The organism is Chroococcidiopsis sp. SAG 2025 (assembly GCF_032860985.1).
In the GTDB taxonomy this organism is placed as follows: domain Bacteria; phylum Cyanobacteriota; class Cyanobacteriia; order Cyanobacteriales; family Chroococcidiopsidaceae; genus Chroococcidiopsis.
This window is the reverse complement of the sequence record NZ_JAOCNC010000001.1, coordinates 4,609,843-4,631,303: the sequence shown is the minus strand read 5'-3', so window position 1 is coordinate 4,631,303 and position 21,461 is coordinate 4,609,843. Positions and strand designations below refer to the sequence as shown.

Here is a 21,461-nt window from a genome sequence, read left to right as displayed (position 1 = left end):
CTTGACTAATACAGATTTGACCTTATCTCGTCCTCGTTGGAACGTCATTCTATTCACAGTTCTACTTCATTTAGGAGGATTATTTGCAGTTTTTCCAGCTAATTTCAGTTGGTCAGCCGTTGGAGTTGCCCTATTGCTTCATTGGCTCACAATCGGTCTGGGAATTTCCCTGGGATTCCATCGGCTTGTGAGCCATCGCAGCTTTAGGGTGCCTAAATGGTTGGAGTATTTCTTGATTCTATGTGGCACGCTAGCGTGTCAAGGGGGTGTCAAAGGCTGGGTGGGCTATCATCGGATGCACCATTTGTCTGCCGATCGCGCGGGCGATCCGCATGATTCAACACGAGGCTTTTGGTGGAGTCATGTCAGTTGGTTGATGCATGAAGTTCCAACCCAAACAGAACTCCGCCGCTTCACTAAAGACATTGCGGACGATCCGTTTTATCAGTTCTGTCACGATCGCTATATTGCGTTGCAGATCGTGCTAGCAGCTTTACTCTATGGACTAGGTGGAATGCCCTTTGTGGTCTGGGGCATCTTTGTGCGCTTATTTTTGGGCTTTCACAGCACTTGCTTTGTCAATAGTGCCTGCCACAAGTTTGGCTATCGGAGTTACGATGTGGGCGATCGCTCCACAAATTGTTGGTGGGTGGCACTGCTGACCTTTGGCGAAGGATGGCACAACAATCATCATGCTAGCCAATCATCGGCGCGGTTTGGCTGGCGTTGGTGGGAGGTGGATATAGTCTGGCTGACGATTGGATTACTGGAGAAGTTGAAATTAGCCACGAACGTCAAAACCACACACTTAACGTTGAGTTCGGGGGAATGAGCAGATGGTGATTGACAGATCTAAGCAAGGCTTTCTCGATGGACCTGACAACCGAGCATTGAGCAATGGACGTGCCTCCGATCTAGCAAATCGTATTTATGTACCTACTGGAGAACGCTATCTTTATCAGCTTTTCAGCTCGATTGAAGCAGGCGATTTAACGGTTACGAATCCAGAAGGCAACGTATTTCACTTTGGTCAGGTGGGTTCTGCCCCGCCACTCCATCTAGTCGTTCACAACCGTAATACCTACGATCGCATTCTGACATTCGGCACCCTGGGGTTTTGTGAAGCTTACATGGACGGCTGGTGGGATGAAGCCAATGACAACCTAGTTGAATTAATTGGACTACTTTACCGCAGCAATGTTTCTGCCAAAGCGCGGGAGCGGGTGACGCTCGCCCTAGCACTCAAAGTCATCGCGCAACGGCTGCGGACATTACCGATTTTAATTCAAAATAGTCGCAAGAATGTCCAGCATCACTACGATCTGGGCAACGAGTTTTACCAACTTTTTCTCGATCCTACCCTGACTTACTCCTGTGGCTATCGCCTTCAGGAAACCGACACTCTGGAGCAGATGCAGCTTCAGAAGTATGAGTTGATTTGTCGCAAGCTAGCATTACAACCCGGAGAATCTTTGATTGACATCGGCTGCGGTTGGGGTGGAATGCCGATCTATGCGGCTGAACACTATGGCATTTCTGGAACTGGGGTGACGCTGAGTGAGCCACAGGCAAAGTTGGCGCGGGAGCGAATTGAGCAGAGAGGATTGAGCGATCGCCTCAACATCATCGTTGCTGACTATCGGGAAGTCCAAGGGCAATACGATAAGTTTGTCAGCATTGGCATGTTTGAGCATGTGGGTAAAGGAAATTTCGCCACATTCATGCAAAAGGCATCGGACTTATTAACGTCCAACGGAATTGGTTTGCTGCATACGATCGTCACCCAGAGCAACGAGCGCAATGGAGCCTGGGTAGATAAATACATTTTTCCGGGAGGATACGCACCGCAACTACATGAGTTGACTCAAGAACTGTGGGCAGCCAAACTCTCACTGGCTCATGGCGAAAATTTGAAGCCTCACTATGCCGAAACGCTGAAACGTTGGGCAGATAACTTTACCAACAATAGGACAACGATTACATCACTCGCTTCCCGCTACGACGAACGATTTCTCCGCATGTGGTATCTCTATCTGCAATCGTTTGAAGCATCGTTCCGCTATGGCGGTTTACACGTTTATCAGCTTCTCTTTTACAAGGGTAAACAATGGCAACTCGATCTGCCGCTAAACGTTTCTCTATTGTAAGTCGCTCGGATTACACATTGTTCTGTAGACATTCTAGATTCTTTTTAGGCGCTGAAAACGATGGTAAGAATTATTGGGACAGCACAAGATGATATGCTCAACGGCACCGACGCAAAAGACCTGCTGCTAGGTTTGACGGGCAATGATACACTCGGCGGTTTTCTCAATGAAGATGTTCTCGATGGCGGGGAAGGGGATGACATCATCAATGGTAATCAGGGGAACGATCGTCTATGGGGTCAAGCAGGAAACGACATACTCTCTGGCGATGATGGTAATGATGTCTTGTATGGCGGAGCAGGTAGCGACACGCTTACGGGTGGGACAGGGAAGGATCGGTTTGTTTTAGGGCGGCTTGGATTCTATGAAACCACAGGTGGACGCACTCAGGCAGAGGCGGATGCGATCGCAGATTTCGCGGCGGGTGATGATGTAATTGCTCTGAACGACGGGTTAGACTTTGGCGAGCTATTCATTTTCGACAATGAAGGAGATGCCGTCATTTCTGATTTGCAGACGGGTCAATTCTTGGCAGTTGTTAAAGGTGTAGATGCAGAAGAACTGAATTTCTCCAATTTCACGACGATTGTGCAGCCGAGCGGACGGTATTCCGACTCGTCTACGAACGATCCTGGCAAAATTGATGCGGGCATTCCGGGGTTTGTGGGCGCGGATGGCGATGATAAAGTTACCCCCAACAGCGCAGTCAATCCCGTCTTTGTGTCTTGGGCAACTGGCATTGTAGATTATTCTCCCACGGTGGGAGTGGAAGACCCGTGGCGTTCTCCTGAAAAGGCTTTGGGAAAAACCGCTCGCACCAGCAATTTTCTTGACATTGTTTCACTCGGCGATTTAGATGAAGACCAAATTGAGGCAGGAATTAGCCCTGGTGAGATTACCCTATCGTTCGATTCGGGTATTAGCAACGGTGAAGGTGCAGATTTTGCCGTCTTTGAGAACGGCTTTGACAACCGGGGTGGTATTTTTGGCGAACTGGCTTATGTAGAAGTGTCAAGTGATGGTGTAAACTTCGCCCGTTTTGCCAGTGATTCGCTTACTAGTGAACCCGTTCCAGCGCAAGGCGTATTAGACCCAACAGGCATCTACAATTTGGCTGGAAAGCATGTCAACAATGCGTCTGAGTTCGATGGACAGTTCTTTGGTTCCTCTTGGGGAACACCGTTCGATCTAGCAACCTTAGCAGAGCATGAATTGGTAACTAATGGCAAAGTGGCTCTCGATGCAATTCGTTATGTCAAAGTAATTGACATTCCTGGGAATGGTAGCTTTCTCGATTCATTCAATCAACCCATCTACGATCCATTCCCAACCACTTCACCCATAACCTCTGGTGGATTTGACTTGGAGGCGATCGGCGTGATTCATCCAATTTCAACTTAGACTGTCGTGCTGTGATGCAATCCTGCAACCTTATACCAAGATCTTTTACTCTTTAACCCCTGGACGAACCTGATGCTGCGAACCTATCTACACCGTCGAGGACAAATGCCTACCGCAGTTTACGGAGAGCTGCTACCGAACTCAACACCCTACTAGATGAGTGGGCGCTTTATAGGCAAGTTGGCTTAGCTCGATCTCGCAATATTTAGTTGTAACTGCGTAACTGTCATGACTCAACATACGTTATTTGTTTGTGTACTTTGTCGTTCCTCAAAAATTGACCTGCAACAAACTGGATTAAGTGCAGGTCAATCTCTATTCGAGCGATTGAGTGAAGAATTAGCGGCATGTCATGGTTGCGAGGCGATTCATCTACAGCCGGTGCGATGTATGGGAGCGTGCGATCGCTCCTGTGTCGTAGCATTTACCGCGCCAAACAAACTCACATTTATTTTGAGTCAACTATCTCCAATTCATTCCGTTCCTGAACTGCTGCAATTTAGCGAGCAGTATGTCGCTTGCTCTGATGGTAAAGTCCCATACAAAGAACGTCCAGAGGCAGTCAAAAAGGGGATTCACGCTGTTTTGCCGCCCCTTCAGCATTAGAGACATTAGACACTTTTATGAGCTACAGACAATGCATAAAATTCCCGTAACCGTAGTCACAGGCTTTTTAGGAGCCGGAAAGACAACGCTTGTGCGTCATTTGTTGCAGAATAATCAAGGTCGCCGCATTGCCGTGTTAGTTAATGAGTTTGGTGAAGTGGGGATTGATGGTGAGTTGCTGCGTTCGTGCCGCGTTTGTGATGACGATGAAGATCCCAATCACAATATCTTGGAACTCGCGAATGGATGTTTGTGCTGCACCGTGCAAGAAGAGTTTTTGCCGACGATGCAGGAGTTACTCAAGCGACGCGATCGCCTTGACTGCATCCTAATCGAAACTTCTGGGTTAGCTCTGCCTAAACCTCTGGTGCAAGCCTTTCGCTGGCCCGAAATTCGCACGAGTGCAACGGTCAATGGAGTCGTTACTGTGGTAGATTGTGAAGCACTCGCTACTGGTCAGTTTGTCGGCGATTTAGATGCCCTGGAAGCCCAAAGGCAAGCGGATGATAGTTTAGAGCATGAAACCCCAATTGAAGAACTGTTTGAAGACCAGTTGGCATGTGCCGATCTGGTGCTGCTGACCAAAGTCGATCGGGTTGAGCCGCAAACTCAAAATAGAATTCAGCAGTGGCTACAAAAGGAACTCCCTAGCAGCGTGAAAATTGTGCCCTGCAACCAGGGACAAATTAGCCCGGAACTGTTATTAGGATTCAATGCGGCGGTTGAAGACAATCTCGTTCGGCGTCCCAGTCATCACGACACAGAGTCAGACCACGAACATGATGATGACATTAACTCGGTTCATTTTGTGTTAGACCACTTGTTTGAGCCTACGGAGTTGATCGGTCGCTTACAGTCCTTGGTTCAGCACTATGAAATCTATCGCATCAAGGGGTTTGTAGCAGTTCCCAATAAAGCGATGCGGTTGGTTGTTCAGGGAGTCGGCAATCGGTTTGACACGTTTTACGATCGCCCCTGGCAACCAGATGAACCACGCCAAACTCGCTTAGTCTTTATCGGGCGATCGCTGGATGAGAAAACTATTTCTTCAAAACTGACGCGATCTGCATGCAGCGATGCAGCATTCGGCACAACAGAATCCCAGCCCTACCCTAAGCGGACGAGGTAGGTGTTTTTTTAGCAAATGGACAAAAAATAACGCTAAGCTTGTAATCCTTAACGGATAAGCTTTTGGCTTTTGTAGGCTAGTGATAATTATTTCTGAAACTTCACTTCGATAACGACTTATCCCACAGGCTATGCTATGCTCTTTCTGCTACTACTAAGTAAATGTTGGTTGCTCAATTTCCTCAGTTTTCTTTCACAATGATAAATTTTGACATCTCAAGGTCTAGTAATGCTTGGAAAAAGTAGCGGTCAACTCCTAGTTGAGCAGTTGGTAAAACGTAATGTTAAGCATTAAGTCCTATAGACTTCTTTTTCTGTAATGCCAATCAGAAACTAACGAGTCCGATCGCTTTTAGGCACTTCGGGCTGATGAGAGAGCGACACTAGACTTTGTTAGTGCAGGAACAATTCGTGAGCTTGCCATCCTTGCTCCTGATAGATTCCGCGCTACTGGTCCCACCTGCAATGCACTCAACCCGCCTAGAAGAAACAACTCGCTCCCAGGCAGACGCAAGCGATCGTCCACCACTGGCAAGCCATTTACTACTGGCACTAAGTAGGATTGTAAGGCTTCTTGTAATAAAGGTTGAGCTGTAACGTTCATTCTCGTACCAGTAGCTAGCCAAAGGCGATCGCACTCGTGTTCTTCTCCATTGCTGCATTTGACAAGCCAACGATTATTTGACCACTCTGCCTTAACTACTTGACAGTTTTCATCCAACCTGAGTCGAGCGTTACGTGAATGCTTGAGTAGCTGAGTCATCATTGCTGGTGTGAGCGAACCACCATTTCGTGCCTGTTGAATTAATTGAGCGCGTTTCTCCCAGTCTGATTCTGCCCAAAATCCCTTAAGGTACTTCGGTCCGAGCCATCCAGGATCGGCATCAAATAATTTTGCTTGCAGTTGCCGCCGTGCGATTAACAGCACTTTGGCTCCCCGCGCGATCGCTCCCACTGCCAAATGTCCGCTGGTCAAACCGCCGCCCACAATTAACACTCTCTCACCCGCTAGTTGTAAGCCATGCAGATTGACTTGCTGCGAGTGGCAGAGCCGATCTTGAGGATACTTTGACTGAATCTGGTTGACCCAATCGGGTAACTGTGGTTCACCACCACCAGTCGCCAGCACAACTCGGCGAGCAACAATCGACTGTCCTGTTTGCAACCACACGCGGAATCGAGGGCGAAGAGGATGAGGTAAAGGTTCGATCCGAGAGACACCAGCTTTGATGACTCGTTCCTGTAACTGCCACCGCTCAATTACATCAGAGCAAAAATCTTGAAAAAGTTTGGTTCCTGGCAGATCGTAAGGGGGAAATAGTTCATCAGGACGGCACTGAGCAAACCGTCGCAAAGCATAGGGGTTGGGATCGGGATGGTGGACGGCAGGCGATCGCAAATGGGGAATCTCAAAGGCAGCAAATTGCTGTTGCCACTGCTGCAACCAAGTTCCACTTTTGTCGAATACGAGAAACCGATTGTGCAAATGCTGGCGCTTTTGCAACAAATGCGTTACTAAAGTCAGAGCATGAGGACCCGCACCAACGATCGCAAGGTCAATGAAGGTAGGTAAGGACGCAGAATTCGCTTTCATGCAAAATTGCCGCTACTACGATAATCACTAGTGTATGATAATGGTTATCATTATTGTTAGCAGTCGTCATGATTATTGCTGTCGCTGGTTTACCAGGAGCAGGGAAAACTACCTGGATTCGACAACAGTTAGCCATTGCCAACCAACCCGTGCAGTATTTCAGTCCTGGTTCTGACCCAGTTCCCATCGACATGACCTGCATTGCGGCTGAATTTCCTGCTGTCAAAATCCTCAAGGAAGGAGAGGAAAATCGGTTGTTAGACTTGTCGGTGGCGGAGTCGATTACCTATATAGAACTGGGATTTCATATAGATTTAGCGTCAGTTGAGCCAGTGTTATCGGTGTTAGATGACCTCTCAATTCATCGCGTTGCCTTGATGCCACCAAACATTCAGAATACGGGATGGCACGCTTGGGCGGACGAGGTTGTGCCAGGAGTCACAGCTGAACCCACGGAAGGTAAACCAGAGCTTTGGCGTGCACCGATTAGCGGTCAAGTTTTAGACCCAGCAAGCCTGGATGTCTTTTGGTACGAGTTAACTCAAGGAGCCTATGGCAGAGTTAACCGAGCGAAGGGCATTTTTGACCTGGCTGACGGACGAGCGTTCTACTTTGATTTTGTGGTTGGAATTCTCGATAGTACCTACACCGAGTTAACTGTTCCCCGTTGGTTAGAAGGGCGTCCCCAGCGCTTTAGTGGGATTGAAGTTGTCGGAATTGAATTGGATAAAAAAGCAATTTCTCAAACCTTAAAAGATTGTTGTTTAGCCGGCGCTGCCATTCATCACTACCAACAACAAATCAAAGAATCATTAGAAGAAGACCTAGAGGAAGCATGAAACTCGCTGTTATCTCCTGCATTCACGGTAATTATGAAGCCTTAGATGCCGTGTTATTGGATATCGATCGCCAAAAAGCTGACAAAATTTTTTGTGTGGGTGACTTGGTGGGTTACGGTCCCTATCCTAATGCTGTAGTCGAACAAATTCGCTCGTTGGATATTCCCACCTGCGCTGGCTGTTGGGATGAAGATATCGTTGAGGGATTAAATGCTTGCGAGTGTAGTTATCCTTCATTATTAGCCGAAAAACGAGGTCAGCTAGCTCATCAGTGGACAAATCGGGAAGTTACGCCCGAAACGCGAGACTTCTTGGCTTATCTACCTCAAAGCTTGCAAGAAGGCAACTTGTGTTTCGTGCATGGCAGTCCTCATAGCGCCCACGAGTACTTATTACCAGAAATAGATGCTTTTCTGGCTCTAGAACGGGTACTAGCTACGGGTGCTGATATCTTATTTTGCGGTCATACTCACGTACCTTACGTCCGCACTCTCGATCGCGCTCAACTCCAAATTAGCGTTACAAGTCCTAGTATCGAAGGCGAGCAGTCTTTAAATTTCACAACTCCTTTGAAGCGAATTGTGAATGTCGGTTCGGTAGGAGAACCGCGCCACGGGCGACCGAATGCCACCTACGTCCTCTACGACACAGACACCGAACAAGCGACTCTCAGAGAAGTCCCCTACGACTATCAAAAAACTTGTGCGGCAATTATTGAAAAGGGATTGCCGCCGATTTTTGCCTGGCGTTTAGCAAGGGGACTGGAGTTTGCAGAACGAGCCGATGACCCAACTCATGTGTGCGAACGGTGAAACAATGACTGAAAACCTGTTTGATTTTGATACAAATCCTAATTTTTCAGCAACGGATTATGACATCGGAGTTCGTCAAAGTATTCCGGGTTATGATGCCTTACTGAGTATGTTGGCGGCTTTATTCCAAATCTACCTAAGCGATCGCGCCCATATTCTCATTCTTGGCGCTGGTGGAGGTAATGAGATCGTTGCATTGGGACAAACTCATCCCACCTGGCAGTTTACGGGTGTCGATCCATCGGCAAAAATGCTAGCAGTTGCTCGCTCGAAAGTTGCATCACTAGGACTAGAAGATCGCGTCACTCTTCACAATGGACTCGTACAAGAGCTGCCGTTGCATCCATTCAACGCCGCTACTAGCTTATTAGTCATGCATTTTCTACCGGATGATGGTACCAAACTGGACTATTTGAAGGCGATCGGCGCTCGCCTCCAATCTGGTAGCCCGTTTGTGCTAGTAGATTTGCAAGCAGATAAACAGTCTGAGGGATTTAAGCGATTGGTTAACGGATGGCAGACACGAGCGCAGATAGCAGGAATGGAATCACAACGGTTAACTGAATTGATCGACAGGACATGGCAACATCTCCCATGCATTCGGGAAGAACGAACGCTGGAACTACTCGCTCAAGCCAACTTCAAACAGATGACTCGTTTCTATACTGCGTTTGTTTTTACGGGCTGGTTGGCGTTTGCAGGGTAGTTTCGATCGCTCGGTGCGCGAAAATTGCAGTAGGGAAATAACAATCGATGTGGGCAATTTTGAGTGGAATTGACGGAAATTTGGCAGCTTATGAAGCGGTAATTGCCGATCTCCAGCGCCAAAGAAGTCGAGTTGAAGAACTGTATATTTTGGGAGACTTAGTTGGACCAAACCCAGAAACAGAAAAGTTAGTCCAACGAGTGCGATCGCCACGTCCAGGCGAACTGCAACCGCAAATCTGTCGGGGATGGTGGGAGGAGCAGTGTTTTATTCTTCACTCAATTGGTTACACTACCGAGCCTATTGAGATGATGTCTCAATATGGAGGAGGAACGGTCAAGTTGCTCTGGGATAGCGTTTCCCGCCAGAGTGTAGAATGGCTGCGATCGCTTGACTTTGGGTTTCACGACCTCGACTGCCTGTTAATTCATGGCAGTACAGTCGGCGTTGACGACAAGCTCACCCCAGAAACTCCTCCGCCACAGATGCTAGATCGACTCCTGCGTGCCGATGCCAACAATTTGTTTTGCGGTCGGTCGGGTTTAGCCTTTGTGTATCAGGTACAATCGGGTTCCGTAACCGTAGGAGTGACAACGCTCGACACTCAACAATCTCCGGCAACACTCAGTCTTAGATCGCGGCAAGTTATTGGTGTAGGTAATGTTGGCTCAGAGCTAGGAATTGCCAGCTACACCCTGTACGATCCCAACACAAATTTGGTGGAGTTCAAAACTGTCCGCTATGGAATTGGCAAAGGATTTTCAGTGCGAAACGCCAAGAGGAGTTGAAAATATTATTGAGAATGCTTTCGATTAAATTGATAAAGATTATCATTAATCTTTATACTGCTTTTCAGCGTAGTCAGCGTTAGTCATCTTTATTCCTAAATTTAAATGCTATGGTTTCAACTTGCACCCCAGTCTTAGCGACTCAGCTAACGCAGCGTACCTTTCACCGCCGCGATATCATTTCACTACAACCCAATATCTTGTGGCGAATTGAACGGGGAGTTGTCCGTACCTTAACGTGGAGCGAGTCAGGAACGACGGTTGTGCTGGGATACTGGGGAAGTGGGGATGTCGTAGGTCAGGCTCTGTCTAAGGTTCAGCCCTATCAAATCGAATGCGTTACAAGTGTAGCAGCTAGCAGCGTTCCTTTAGAAAATTGCGACACAGTATTGGAGGAGATTTTTTGCCATACTCAACAAACTGAAGAACTCCTTACTATTGTTCGTCAGGAAAGCGTGTATCTGCGCTTGCTACAACTTTTAATTTGGTTAGCTCAAAAATTCGGTCATTCTGTCGAGCAAGGACAGTCGCTCGCTCTGCAATTAACTCATCAAGATATGGCAGAAATGATTGGGACAACGCGAGTGACGGTCACTCGTTTACTCGCTCAATTCGAGCAGTCAGGAATCATTCACCGCTGCCAGCGTCAGATTATTCTCTTGCGATAGGGGAGTCTAACTGTAGTTGGCAGGGCAGACACATCCCAAAGAACTCTAGAGTGTGATAGTAGATTTTGAAGGGTAGGGACTGGTACAGAATCGCTTCTAGTTCGCTTACGGGGCAATCTTCTAGGGGAATGGAAGTACCGCAGCCAAGACAAGTTAAGTAGTGCGTGTCTGACTCTACCAAACTGTACAGCGACTCATTGTTAACCGTTCGAGACTGCACCACTCCCCTAAGTTTTAAGGCTTCTAAACTACGATAAACCGTTGCTAAGCCAATGCTGCGATCGCTGTTTTGTAGTTCTACATACAGGTCTTGAGCAGAGATGGCACGATCTATCTGTTTGAGCAGATGGAGAATGGATTGTTGAGAGCGCGTGGTTCGAGAACTCATAAGCAATAAATACATCTGTAGGCGCGTTCAAGCTACAGGAGTTACAGTAGTTACCGAGCAGCTCGACAGCTTGGTAGTTATCAACTTTGTAGTAAAAGCGATCGGGCAAAGTTTTATAATAATGATTATCATTTTTATTTTATCCATGTCTGACCTAAATTCATCTCCTAGTAGCACGCTAAAGCTCCTGTCTCGCCCCCGTCGCTTGCGGCGAACGCCCGCTCTGCAGCGCATGGTACGAGAAACTCAACTGAGTGTAGACGACCTGATCTATCCCCTATTTGTGATGTCAGGCGAGGGGCAGAAGGTTGAAATTGCTTCTATGCCAGGGTGCTACCGCTACTCCTTGGATTTGTTGCTGAGGGAAGTGGTGGAGGCATTTGAGTTGGGAATTAACGCGATCGCCCTGTTTCCCCTGATTCCCTACGACCAAAAAGACAATGCGGGGACTGAGAGCTATAACCCGGATGGCTTGATGGCTCGCACCGTGCGAGCCATCAAGCAAGCCGTCCCCGATATTCTGGTTATTACCGATGTTGCCCTTGACCCCTACAGCAGTGAAGGGCATGACGGCATTGTGCAGGATGGCAAAATTCTCAACGATGAAACGGTTGCGATGCTAGTGAAGCAAGCGCTTGTGCAGGCAGAAGCCGGAGCCGATTTCGTTGCCCCTTCGGACATGATGGATGGACGGGTAGGCGCGATTCGTCGGGCACTAGATGCGGAGGGATGGATTAACGTGGGAATTCTTGCCTACTCCGCCAAATATGCGTCTGCTTATTACGGTCCGTTCCGGGATGCGCTAGATTCAGCCCCCAAGTTTGGCGACAAGAAAACCTATCAAATGGATGCTGCAAATGCTAGAGAAGCAATCAAAGAAGTAGATTTAGACATTGCAGAAGGGGCTGATATTGTCATGGTCAAGCCTGCTCTGGCATATTTAGATGTTATTTGCCAAATTAAACAGCATACGAATTTACCTGTCGCCGCCTACAACGTTAGTGGTGAGTACGCCACGATTAAAGCCGCTGCCCAACAGGGTTGGATGTGATGAGAAAAAAGTGATTTTAGAGACGCTGACGAGCATGAAGCGAGCAGGTGCGGATTTGATTTTGACTTACTTTGCTAAAGATGTGGCGTTGATGTTGCGGTAAGGAGGGAGTAGGGAATAGGGAGTAGTCCATCTACCTCATCACCTCATCACCCCATCACCCTTCACTTTCCCTATTCGTTGAGAGGATACTTCAGATGATTCATTCAAAAACAGGATTACAACCATCCAGCAACCTCGTTCGTCGGTTGTCTGTAGCGATTGTAACGGCGATCGCGGTTAGTTTGGGCAGTTGTGCGGCGAATGCACCTTCGACCAGCTCAAATTCACAGGCTCAATGACGACTGCAGCAACAACTGATGAATTGCAAGTAGTGACAACGTTTTTACCGATTACTCAGTTTACAAAAGCCGTAGCGGGCGATCGCGCCGAAGTAACCCAGCTACTGCCAACCAATGTCGGTCCCCATGATTTTCAGGCAAGACCAGAGGATGCCCAAAAGCTGTCTAGAGCCGATGTGCTGGTGCAGAACGGGCTGGAGATGGAGGAATTTCTGGAGGATCTGGTCAAAAATGCGGGCAATGCCAATCTGAAAGTAATTGACTCCAGCGAGGGCGTGAAAACGATCGCCAATGAAGCGACCGAGGGGCATGACCACGAGCACGAGCATGGCACGGACGAGAAAAAAGCGGAAGCCGGACACGGACACGATCGTGGAAAATACAATCCTCATATCTGGCTCGATCCCAAGCGTGCCATTGAACAAGTTGAAAATATCCGAGATGGCTTGATCGCGGCTGACCCTGGTGGAAAGGAAACCTACACGGCAAACGCAGCCGCTTATATCCAACAACTGCGAGATTTAGATGCCGAAACCACCAAAAAACTGCAACCCTATGCGGGTAAAACCTTTGTTGCCTTTCACGACTTTGCCCCCTACTTTGCCCAGAGCTACAACTTGAAAGCCAATTTTCTGGTAGATGTGCCGGAAGAAAATCCATCGCCGGATGATGTCAAACGGGTGACGGATGAAGTGAAGGAATCCAATCTCAAAGCAATTCTGACGGAACCCCAGGCTGGAGAAAATGCGTTTGCGGCGCTAGCAAAGGATCTAAATGTCAAGATCGGCATCTTTAATCCGATTGAAACTGGTGGTGCCGAAGCCCTGGAACCGGAGTATTATTTGACGACGATGCGTCAGAACGTGCAGGGTTTGGTCACAGCCTTTGGTGGTTCAACTCAGTCCGTGTTGCCGCTCTGGATGCCTCAACCTGTTGCAGTAGTCCCACAGCGAGTTGGGTTTAGGTTTTAGGAGGTTAGATTGCAAGACATTGTACTCGCAGTTGAGCAACTCACGGTTACCCTTGAAACCTACGCGGCGGTGCAGGATGTTTCCTTCTCCCTGGAGGCAGGCACCGATACGGCGATCGTTGGTCCGAATGGGGCAGGCAAAAGTACGCTGGTGCAAGCCATTCTGGGCATTCTGCCACGTCTTGCAGGGAACGTTTTCATTCTGGGGCAACCGTTGAGCCGCAAGGGTTCACTCGCGCCGCAGATCCGTCAACAGATTGCCTACCTGCCGCAAAACTTCCTGGTCGATCGCCGCATCCCGATAACGGTGGAAGAACTGGTAGGTTTGGGCTGGGACAGCGTCGGATTTCAGGTGCCCTGGGCAAACCATCAAAAACGTCGTCATGCCGTTCGAGATGCTTTAGCCAAGGTAGATGCACTCCATCTAAGACAGCAACCGATCGGTGGGCTTTCTGGGGGTGAAACAAAGCGGGTGCTGCTGGCATATTGCCTGGTTTACCCGCGTCGATTGTTGATTCTAGATGAAGCTCCGGCAGGATTGGATATGCGCGGTGAAACTGAGTTTTATCAATTGCTCTATCAACTTAAGCTTGAAGAAGGCTGGACAATTTTGCAAATCTCCCACGATCTAAACATGGTGCGGCGACATTGCGATCGCGTTTTCTGCCTCAATCGCACTTTACTTTGTCAGGGAGCACCAGAAGTTGCCCTTTCTCCCGACAATCTTTCTACTGCCTATGGCTCTGAATTCGTTCGCTATCACCATCACTGTTAGCCCTGACTCCCCACTCCCATGCCTACCGAACTCACCCGCATCCTCGAACTGTTCCAACTTCCCTTCATGCAACGCGCCATGCTCGGCGACATTCTCACCGGATTAATGGGGGGAATGCTGGGCAGTTTTACAATCTTGCGCCAGTTGTCTTTCTTCAGCGATGCATTGGGACACTCGGCGTTGTTAGGCATTAGCATCGGATTGCTCCTGGGGTTAAATCCCTCGGTGGTATTGCTACCTTTTGCGGTTGTATTTGCTTTGGTCGTGACGTACCTGCTGGAACGGACTCGCTTATGGACGGATGCTTTACTCAACATCATTTATTCCTCGTCATTGGCGATCGCCATCATCACGCTCAGCTTTGTGGGACAGTACAAAGGGGGACTAGAATAATCTTTTGTTTGGCGATATTCTGGCAGTGCGAGAACCGGATTTAGTCTTTAGTACAGGGTTATTGCTGGTTTGTACCATCTTTATTGGGCTAACGTTGCGAACGCAAATGTTGTTGACGCTGCACGAACCACTCGCGATCGCCCGTGGCGTGTCGGTTTCTGCCCATCGTACAGCGTTTATTGTGTTGCTGTCACTGGTCGTGGGAATTTCGATTAAGGCGATCGGGGTATTACTGGTGAGTGCGTTTGTGGTGATTCCTGCCTGCGCTGCCCGGTTGTTGAGTCGTACATTTGCCAACTACGTCGTGCTATCGGCGGGGCTAGGGGCGTTGAGTGCAGTGATTGGAATCCTCTTTTCTGCGGGGTTCAATTTGCCATCGGGTCCCAGTATTGTGGCAACCCAGTTGGCGATTTTTCTAACAGCAATGGCATTACCTAGATTGGGGTTCTTAGGACAGGGGTAACCACGCCATGTCTAACTCTGGTATTACTCCCAAAATCTTGAAGACGATCGACATTTTGGAAGCCCTGGAAACTCTGCTGGATAAAGCTCCCACGCCCGAAATTGAAGCGATTCTGCAATCAGCTTGGATTAAGGTGAGTGAAACCTTTCCTGAAGACTTTAAAGAGGCAACGCGAGAAGATGCCGGGGCAGAAGGACTGCGGCGTTATATTCGAGTCAAGGCATTTTTTGAGAATCCTACTGAGAATCCCATCAGTTCAGAAGAATTGGAAGCCTACTACCGGAATCGTGAGCCTGTGGATGAGGATGAGGCAGAGTTTTTCTTTCCAGAGTGAGGGGAAGACCTAAATCGTTGATTTCGATATTAAATCCCAGCAGATGCTTTTTGAAGAGCGCTGAGGTTGATTTCTACTTCCCTCTCCCCAACCGCTCTACAAACGCCTCATGCTCCGGCGACTGCAACCCTTCCTGCAACACCTCCAACACCCGCGCCATCCGATTACTCAACAACGGCTCCACCGCTAACCATAAGCCCGGAAATACCCGACTGCGAATGATGCCATCGGAATCAGGAGAGAGTAATTGATACTCCCCATCCGTTAGCCAAAACCACTCCAGTTGGTTGTCATAGGATTGCCAGATTACATATTCCAGCACCCCATTGCGACGATAGACTTGCTTCTTGCTCCCGGTATCAATAGCGGCACTACTGGCAGCAACTTCAACGATCAGTTCTGGCGATCCTTCAATATAACCATCAGGGCTGATGCGGGTTTGCCCACCTGCACTCGCTTCAAGAAACAGTACGGCATCCGGTTGCGGCTCATTATCCAAATCGAGCCTGACAGTTGGTGCATCGCTCAAATCCACGCCGATCGTCATTGCCTGATAGACCCCCAGCCACGTCATGACTCGACTGTGGGGTTTGCCATGCTGCTCATGTCGTAGAGGAGATGCCACGTACACAATTCCTTCGATCAGTTCTGCTTTTTTGATGTGGGGAGAGGCTGCATACCGCCGCTCAAATTCAGGTCGTGTCAGGCGATCGCCACTTTGCAGGGGAGGATAGTTCTGCCCTTGATTGGGTTGCGTTTGAGGTGTGTACTCGCGAACCATAGGATAAATCCTCAAAATCGCTGCATACCGCTCACTGTAACAAATATCTCATCATAAAACATCAGCACACCCTGCCAGAGAAAACATCAACCCCTGAATTCCTCATAATCGTGCTAAATTTGAGAATGATTATCATTGTTTGTTAACCTATGGTCAGTTCAGTCCTTCTGTCCCATTCCACCCCCACCAGTGCTGAAGCCCTGCTGCGGATTCGTCATACCTGTGCTCATGTGCTGGCAATGGCAGTGCAAACGCTGTTCCCAGAGACAAAAGTGACGATCGGACCCTGGACAGATACTGGCTTCTACTATGACTTTGACCGTCAAACCCCCTTCACCCCTGACGATCTCATCCAGATTGAAACCGAGATGCGGCGAATCATTAACGCCAATCTGCCAATCGTTCGAGAAGTGGTCGATCGGGAGCAAATTCGGGCAGAAATTGAGCAACTCCACGAACCCTATAAACTAGAAATCCTCGATAGCATTCCTGCCGATCAACCCATCATGCGCTATTTCATTGGCTGTGTAGATACCCTGCAAGGTGTGGCGGAAGCTTCCTTGTTTCACGTTGCGGCTGACACCCTGACCCAGAAACAGATGGGCAAGGATTGCTGGTGGGATTTGTGTGCAGGTCCCCATCTCAACTCCACGGGCGAAATTAACCCCGATGCTTTTGCTCTGGAAAGTGTGGCTGGAGCCTACTGGCGAGGGGATGAAACCAAACCGCAGTTGCAGCGGATCTACGGCACCGCCTGGGAAACCCCAGTACAACTCCAGGCATATCTCACTCAAAAAGAAGAAGAGAAACGCCGCGACCATCGCAAATTGGGACAAGATCTGGATCTGTTTAGCATCCAGGAGGATGCAGGTGGGGGACTCGTCTTCTGGCATCCTAAAGGTGCACGGATGCGGCTATTAATTGAAGACTACTGGCGGAAAGCGCATTTAGATGCAGGGTATGAACTGCTCTATACGCCGCATATTGCCAATCTCGATCTGTGGAAAACATCGGGTCACTTCGATTTTTACCGCGAGAATATGTTCGACCAGATGGAGATTGAGGCACAGCAGTATCAACTCAAGCCGATGAACTGCCCGTTCCATGTGTTGACTTATCAAAGTCATTTGCATTCTTATCGAGAGTTGCCGATTCGCTGGGCTGAGTTGGGCACCGTCTATCGCTATGAGCGATCGGGCGTGTTGCACGGCTTAATGCGGGTGCGCGGCTTTACTCAGGATGATGCTCATATTTTTTGCCTGCCCGGACAGGTGGCAGATGAAATTCTGGGTGTGTTGAATTTGACCGAGCAGATTCTATCGGATTTTGGCTTCACTGAGTATGAAGTGTACCTTTCTACCCGACCTGGCAAGTCTGTGGGTACGGATACTATTTGGAAATTAGCGACGGATGCGCTGGTTCAAGCATTAAATACAAAGGATTGGAACTATGTGACGGACGACGGTGGTGGTGCATTCTATGGTCCCAAAATTGATATCAAGATCGAAGATGCGATCGGGCGTTTGTGGCAGTGTTCCACGATTCAAGTCGATTTCAACTTTGTTATGTCAAGATTAAAATGAAGGGAAGTATTCTCACAATAAGTAAAAAAACTCCTCATGGCTAAGAAATACATTGTCACACTAACAGCCGCTGAAAGAGAGTATTTACAGCAACTAACGAGTAAAGGAAAAAATCCAGCTTACAAGGTCAACCATGCACGGATTCTGCTCAAAGCAGATACTAGTCAAGCTGGAGGAGGATGGACAGATACAGAAATTGCTTCGGCGCTGGATATTAGTATTTCAACTATAGAAAGAGTACGCCGTAGATTAGTAGAAGAGGGAATAGAAGAGGCTTTAGGACGACACGAACCCAAGACGAGAAAAGCACGTTGTCTGGATGGTGAACAAGAAGCTTATTTAATTACTTTAGTTTGTAGCGAACCACCAGAGGGACAAGGGCGATGGACATTACGGATGCTAGCTGACTATATGGTGGATTGGGGATACGTTGAGGCAGTGAGCCATGAGACAGTACGACAGACACTGAAAAAAACGAACTTAAACCTTGGTTGAATAAATCTTGGGTAATTCCACCAACAGAAAATGCCCAGTTTGTCTGTTGCATGGAAGATGTTTTAAATATATACACAAGCCGTTACGATCCGCTTTACCCTTGGGTTTGTTTTGATGAAAGCAGCAAGCAGTTAGTAGCAGAAACGATTGAACCTTTGCCGCTCGAACCAGGCGAAGTTCAACGTTATGACTATCAATACGAGCGCAACGGTGTCTGTAATCTGTTCATGTTTTTTGAACCACTGACTTGTTGGCGGCATCTAGAAGTTACCGAACGACGAACGGCAATTGATTATGCACATCAAATGAAATATCTGGTTGATGAGTGTTATCCTCAAGCCGCAAAGATTACTGTTATCCACGACCAACTCAACACTCATGTAGCCGCGTCTCTCTATAAAGCTTTTCCTCCAGCCGAAGCCAGACGAATTCTTAACAAATTAGAGTTCCACTATACGCCAAAACATGGCAGTTGGTTAAATATGGCAGAAATTGAGTTGAGCGTTTTAGCTCGTCAATGTCTCGACCGACGCATTCCCGACCAAGAAACTTTAAAACAAGAGGTAGCAGCTTGGGAACAGGACAGAAATCGAGCTGCAACAACTGTAGATTGGCGATTTACTACAGCTGATGCTCGAATCAAACTAAAGCGACTCTACCCATCAATATCATCCTGACAAAGCAACTTACCCGAACGCTTTGATATGGAATACGTTGCGGCGGATGGTTCGCGACAGCGTCCGATTATGATTCACCGCGCTATCTTCGGCTCGCTAGAACGCTTCTTTGGCATCTTAATTGAGAATTATGCGGGTGATTTTCCGCTGTGGTTGGCTCCGGTACAGGTGAGGTTATTGCCCGTGAGTGACGATCGACGAGAGTATGCAAATGCGATCGCCCTGCAATTAAAACAACTGGGATACCGAGTTGAGGTAGATTCCACCGGAGAACGTTTGGGCAAACAAATCCGCACCGCAGAAGTGGAAAAAATTCCGGTAGTTGCCGTCATTGGAAAGCGGGAAATCGAGCAGCGAACCTTGAGTGTACGAACCCGCCAATCGGGAGAACTCGGATCGTTAACGCAATCAGAACTGCATGAAAGAATGCAGAAAGCAATTCAAAATAAACAACAGATTTAGATTGGGAGAAACATGAAAGTCGCTTACATATTTACTCATCCTTACGGTGGCACTTACAAAGTAGGGCAAATCACGGCATCAAGCAGTAATTCTCCCAATTAGGTGTTGTACCACTCAGCTCGGGGGCAAGGGCAATACGTTGAGGCTGTTGGTGAGGTTGATTAACGTTAGATAGGTAGAATTGAGTTGTAGAGTTTGAGCCATTAGGATTTGTGGTCGAGCCAAAGTCAAACGATATCTGCCAGGTGCGATGTTTCAACGTAGAACTGGTCGCTCAGGTCAATGAAGCCCTTCCAGGGGATGATTTGCTCGAAGATGCTCAAATTCTCTTCGGTGCTTTAGCCGATCGATCGCGCCTGAAGATTCTTTATGCACTGAGCCGAGGTGAAGAACTCTGTGTCTGTGATGTTGCTGCTCTGCTGGAAATCAAGATCGCTGCCGCCTCCCACCACCTGCGAAAACTGCGCGACCTCAAAATCCTGAAGTACAGAAATGACGGCAAACTGGCGTATTACTCCCTGAAAGATCGGCGAGTCACCGAGATTCTCCGCTATGCCCTCAGTCAACTTGCCGAGTAAAACATTCTAACGTTGGTTTGAATGTTGCTCTTAATGCGGTAACATTCTAATGTTAGTTTGAATGTTTGAATCGTAGGAGCCAGCTATGGGCGATCGTTGCTGTCAAGCCAAAGCCTCTGAGCTATCGAAGCTGAAAAAACAGCAAGCCAAGACGCTTTGGGCAGTTCTGTCGATCAATATAGTGATGTTTGCGATCGAGTTTGGGGCGGGTATTCGAGCAGATTCTCTATCTTTAACTGGGGATTCGCTAGATATGCTGGGTGATGCGCTGGTCTATGCCAGCAGTTTGTATGTCATTAATAAGAGTGTTAAAGCGCAGGCTGGGACAGCCTTCCTGAAAGGATCGATGGTGTTTTTGTTTGCGATCGCTGTTTTTGCGAGAGTCACTTATCAACTATTCACAGGCGCAAGTCCAGAAGCATTGACGATGGGAATTGTTGGAGTTGTGGCGTTACTGGCTAATTTGCTGTGTCTGTTGTTGTTGACTCGTCATCGCAACGACAATCTCAACACGTCTTCTGTTTGGTTGTGTTCCCGCAATGACATCATTGCCAATACATCAGTTCTGGTAGCGGCAGCGTTAGTTTCTCTAACTCATTCGCTTCTGCCAGATTTAGCAGTGGGTTTGTTGTTAACGTTTATTTTTGCCAGGTCAGCGGGGAAAATGCTTTCACAATCTTGGCGGGAGATGCAGCAGGTATGATGGGTTGTCGACCGTACACCAGAAGCGCAGCACAATACTTCCTTCTAACAACGCTTTGTGGAGTAGAGCGGCAATCGTTTGGCTCATCGGTGCATCCTTTTGCTGGCACATCGGATTTTGCCCATTGTATCTGAACGGGTTGCCACGACGAGTGGAGCAGGGAATCTGTGTCAAAGTGACACAGATTCCTATAATATGAAAATGATTATCGTTTTAATCTAGTCTCCACTTGGTTAGTCGATGTTCTATTCCTCAACTCCACTTCCTCCTGCCCTAGAACGGCTCGTTCAACGCTTTCAGCAGACCTCCGACCCCAAGCGAAAGTATGAGCATTTACTCTGGCTTACAAAACGATTACCAGAATTTCCAGCCGCCGCAAAAATAGCGAATAACAAGGTTCCTGGTTGTGTGTCCCAAGTCTATATCACGGCTACCTTGGAGGATGACAAGGTCACGTTTCAAGGTGATTCAGATGCTCAGATTACTAAAGGACTGGTGGCGCTACTGATTGAAGGATTGAGTAGCTTGTCTCCTCTAGAAATCCAAGACCTCAGCCCGGACTTCATCACAGCAACTAGACTTGATGTCAGCCTCACCCCCTCTCGCGCTAACGGGTTCTACAACATTTTTCAGTTCATGCAGCATAAAGCTACAACTTGCCAGTTTGCTAATATGCCCTCCATGAGTTAAGAGAAGTTATGACTGATACCATTGCCCAGGTTCATTCCGCATCTCTAACCGTTCTTAGACAAGGAATACTCGTTACGGTGGTAAACGA

The 21,461-nt window shown here is 48.1% G+C and carries 19 protein-coding genes and 5 pseudogenes; 21 read left to right on the top strand and 3 right to left on the bottom strand.

The window, feature by feature from the left end:
• The first annotated feature begins 1 nt into the window (after position 1).
• The 5 genes from N4J56_RS22655 (at position 2) to cobW (ending at position 5,283) form a co-directional block, all read left to right on the top strand.
• Positions 2-832, top strand: a complete 831-nt coding sequence (locus N4J56_RS22655) for an acyl-CoA desaturase (RefSeq protein WP_317108502.1) — start codon at positions 2-4, stop codon at positions 830-832.
• Positions 833-836: 4 nt separating this feature from the next.
• The gene (locus N4J56_RS22650; RefSeq protein ID WP_317108501.1) at positions 837-2,147 is read left to right on the top strand and encodes a class I SAM-dependent methyltransferase; all 1,311 of its coding nucleotides are present in this window, start codon (positions 837-839) and stop codon (positions 2,145-2,147) included.
• Between the two features lie 60 nt (positions 2,148-2,207).
• Positions 2,208-3,548, top strand: coding sequence for a calcium-binding protein (locus N4J56_RS22645; RefSeq protein ID WP_317108500.1), 1,341 nt, complete (start codon positions 2,208-2,210; stop codon positions 3,546-3,548).
• A 228-nt stretch (positions 3,549-3,776) separates the two neighbouring features.
• The gene (locus N4J56_RS22640) at positions 3,777-4,154 is read left to right on the top strand and encodes a DUF1636 domain-containing protein (protein ID WP_317108499.1); all 378 of its coding nucleotides are present in this window, start codon (positions 3,777-3,779) and stop codon (positions 4,152-4,154) included.
• A gap of 31 nt (positions 4,155-4,185) precedes the next feature.
• Positions 4,186-5,283, top strand: a complete 1,098-nt coding sequence (gene cobW, locus N4J56_RS22635) for a cobalamin biosynthesis protein CobW (protein WP_317108498.1) — start codon at positions 4,186-4,188, stop codon at positions 5,281-5,283.
• 351 nt (positions 5,284-5,634) lie between these two features.
• On the opposite strand, the gene N4J56_RS22630 is transcribed toward cobW, so the two are convergent.
• Positions 5,635-6,876 carry an FAD/NAD(P)-binding protein gene (locus N4J56_RS22630; protein WP_317108497.1) on the bottom strand — a complete coding sequence of 414 codons (1,242 nt, stop codon included), beginning with the start codon at positions 6,874-6,876 and terminating at the stop codon, positions 5,635-5,637.
• A gap of 68 nt (positions 6,877-6,944) precedes the next feature.
• On the opposite strand from N4J56_RS22630, the gene N4J56_RS22625 reads away from it, so the two are divergent.
• The 5 genes from N4J56_RS22625 (at position 6,945) to N4J56_RS22605 (ending at position 10,689) form a co-directional block, all read left to right on the top strand.
• Complete coding sequence (locus tag N4J56_RS22625; protein WP_317108496.1) at positions 6,945-7,715, top strand: GTP-binding protein; 771 nt, start codon at positions 6,945-6,947, stop codon at positions 7,713-7,715.
• Positions 7,712-8,527, top strand: coding sequence for a metallophosphoesterase family protein (locus N4J56_RS22620; RefSeq protein WP_317108495.1), 816 nt, complete (start codon positions 7,712-7,714; stop codon positions 8,525-8,527). Before N4J56_RS22625 ends, N4J56_RS22620 begins: the two co-directional genes overlap by 4 nt.
• Positions 8,499-9,233: a class I SAM-dependent methyltransferase gene (locus N4J56_RS22615; protein WP_317108494.1), complete on the top strand. Its 735-nt coding sequence runs from the start codon at positions 8,499-8,501 to the stop codon at positions 9,231-9,233. The genes N4J56_RS22620 and N4J56_RS22615 overlap by 29 nt, the downstream gene beginning before the upstream one ends.
• A 47-nt stretch (positions 9,234-9,280) precedes the next feature.
• On the top strand, positions 9,281-10,021 hold the full coding sequence (locus N4J56_RS22610; protein ID WP_317108493.1) for a hypothetical protein: 741 nt from the start codon (positions 9,281-9,283) through the stop codon (positions 10,019-10,021).
• A gap of 110 nt (positions 10,022-10,131) precedes the next feature.
• The gene (locus N4J56_RS22605) at positions 10,132-10,689 is read left to right on the top strand and encodes a Crp/Fnr family transcriptional regulator (protein WP_317108492.1); all 558 of its coding nucleotides are present in this window, start codon (positions 10,132-10,134) and stop codon (positions 10,687-10,689) included.
• On the opposite strand, the gene N4J56_RS22600 is transcribed toward N4J56_RS22605, so the two are convergent.
• Positions 10,673-11,077, bottom strand: coding sequence for a Fur family transcriptional regulator (locus tag N4J56_RS22600; protein WP_317108491.1), 405 nt, complete (start codon positions 11,075-11,077; stop codon positions 10,673-10,675). The genes N4J56_RS22605 and N4J56_RS22600 overlap by 17 nt on opposite strands.
• A gap of 145 nt (positions 11,078-11,222) precedes the next feature.
• On the opposite strand from N4J56_RS22600, the pseudogene hemB reads away from it, so the two are divergent.
• The 5 genes and pseudogenes from hemB (at position 11,223) to N4J56_RS22565 (ending at position 15,404) form a co-directional block, all read left to right on the top strand.
• Positions 11,223-12,231: pseudogene (gene hemB, locus N4J56_RS22595) on the top strand (porphobilinogen synthase).
• A 94-nt stretch (positions 12,232-12,325) separates the two neighbouring features.
• Positions 12,326-13,440, top strand: a pseudogene (locus tag N4J56_RS22585) (metal ABC transporter solute-binding protein, Zn/Mn family).
• 9 nt (positions 13,441-13,449) lie between these two features.
• Positions 13,450-14,214 carry a metal ABC transporter ATP-binding protein gene (locus N4J56_RS22580; RefSeq protein ID WP_317108487.1) on the top strand — a complete coding sequence of 255 codons (765 nt, stop codon included), beginning with the start codon at positions 13,450-13,452 and terminating at the stop codon, positions 14,212-14,214.
• 18 nt (positions 14,215-14,232) lie between these two features.
• Positions 14,233-15,070: pseudogene (locus N4J56_RS41235) on the top strand (metal ABC transporter permease).
• A gap of 7 nt (positions 15,071-15,077) precedes the next feature.
• Positions 15,078-15,404: a hypothetical protein gene (locus tag N4J56_RS22565; protein ID WP_317108484.1), complete on the top strand. Its 327-nt coding sequence runs from the start codon at positions 15,078-15,080 to the stop codon at positions 15,402-15,404.
• 73 nt (positions 15,405-15,477) lie between these two features.
• Here the strand turns inward: N4J56_RS22565 and N4J56_RS22560 are convergent, their stop codons facing one another.
• Complete coding sequence (locus N4J56_RS22560) at positions 15,478-16,185, bottom strand: Uma2 family endonuclease (RefSeq protein WP_317108483.1); 708 nt, start codon at positions 16,183-16,185, stop codon at positions 15,478-15,480.
• Between the two features lie 149 nt (positions 16,186-16,334).
• Here N4J56_RS22560 and thrS point away from each other — a divergent pair.
• The 6 genes and pseudogenes from thrS to N4J56_RS22530 form a co-directional block, all read left to right on the top strand.
• Positions 16,335-17,744 (top strand): annotated as a pseudogene (thrS, locus tag N4J56_RS22555) (threonine--tRNA ligase); the annotation flags it as partial.
• Positions 17,745-17,804: 60 nt separating this feature from the next.
• Positions 17,805-18,940 (top strand): IS630 family transposase gene (locus tag N4J56_RS22550; RefSeq protein ID WP_410500369.1). Its coding sequence is split into 2 segments (ribosomal slippage): positions 17,805-18,237 and positions 18,237-18,940, totalling 1,137 coding nucleotides; the frame shifts between segments, so codons are not numbered across the junction.
• A gap of 6 nt (positions 18,941-18,946) precedes the next feature.
• Positions 18,947-19,402, top strand: a pseudogene (locus N4J56_RS22545) (His/Gly/Thr/Pro-type tRNA ligase C-terminal domain-containing protein); the annotation flags it as partial.
• A gap of 212 nt (positions 19,403-19,614) precedes the next feature.
• The gene (locus tag N4J56_RS22540; protein WP_317108479.1) at positions 19,615-19,980 is read left to right on the top strand and encodes a metalloregulator ArsR/SmtB family transcription factor; all 366 of its coding nucleotides are present in this window, start codon (positions 19,615-19,617) and stop codon (positions 19,978-19,980) included.
• Positions 19,981-20,065: 85 nt separating this feature from the next.
• Positions 20,066-20,683: a cation transporter gene (locus N4J56_RS22535; RefSeq protein ID WP_317108478.1), complete on the top strand. Its 618-nt coding sequence runs from the start codon at positions 20,066-20,068 to the stop codon at positions 20,681-20,683.
• Positions 20,684-20,923: 240 nt separating this feature from the next.
• Positions 20,924-21,373 carry a SufE family protein gene (locus tag N4J56_RS22530; protein WP_317108477.1) on the top strand — a complete coding sequence of 150 codons (450 nt, stop codon included), beginning with the start codon at positions 20,924-20,926 and terminating at the stop codon, positions 21,371-21,373.
• Positions 21,374-21,461: the final 88 nt, after the last annotated feature.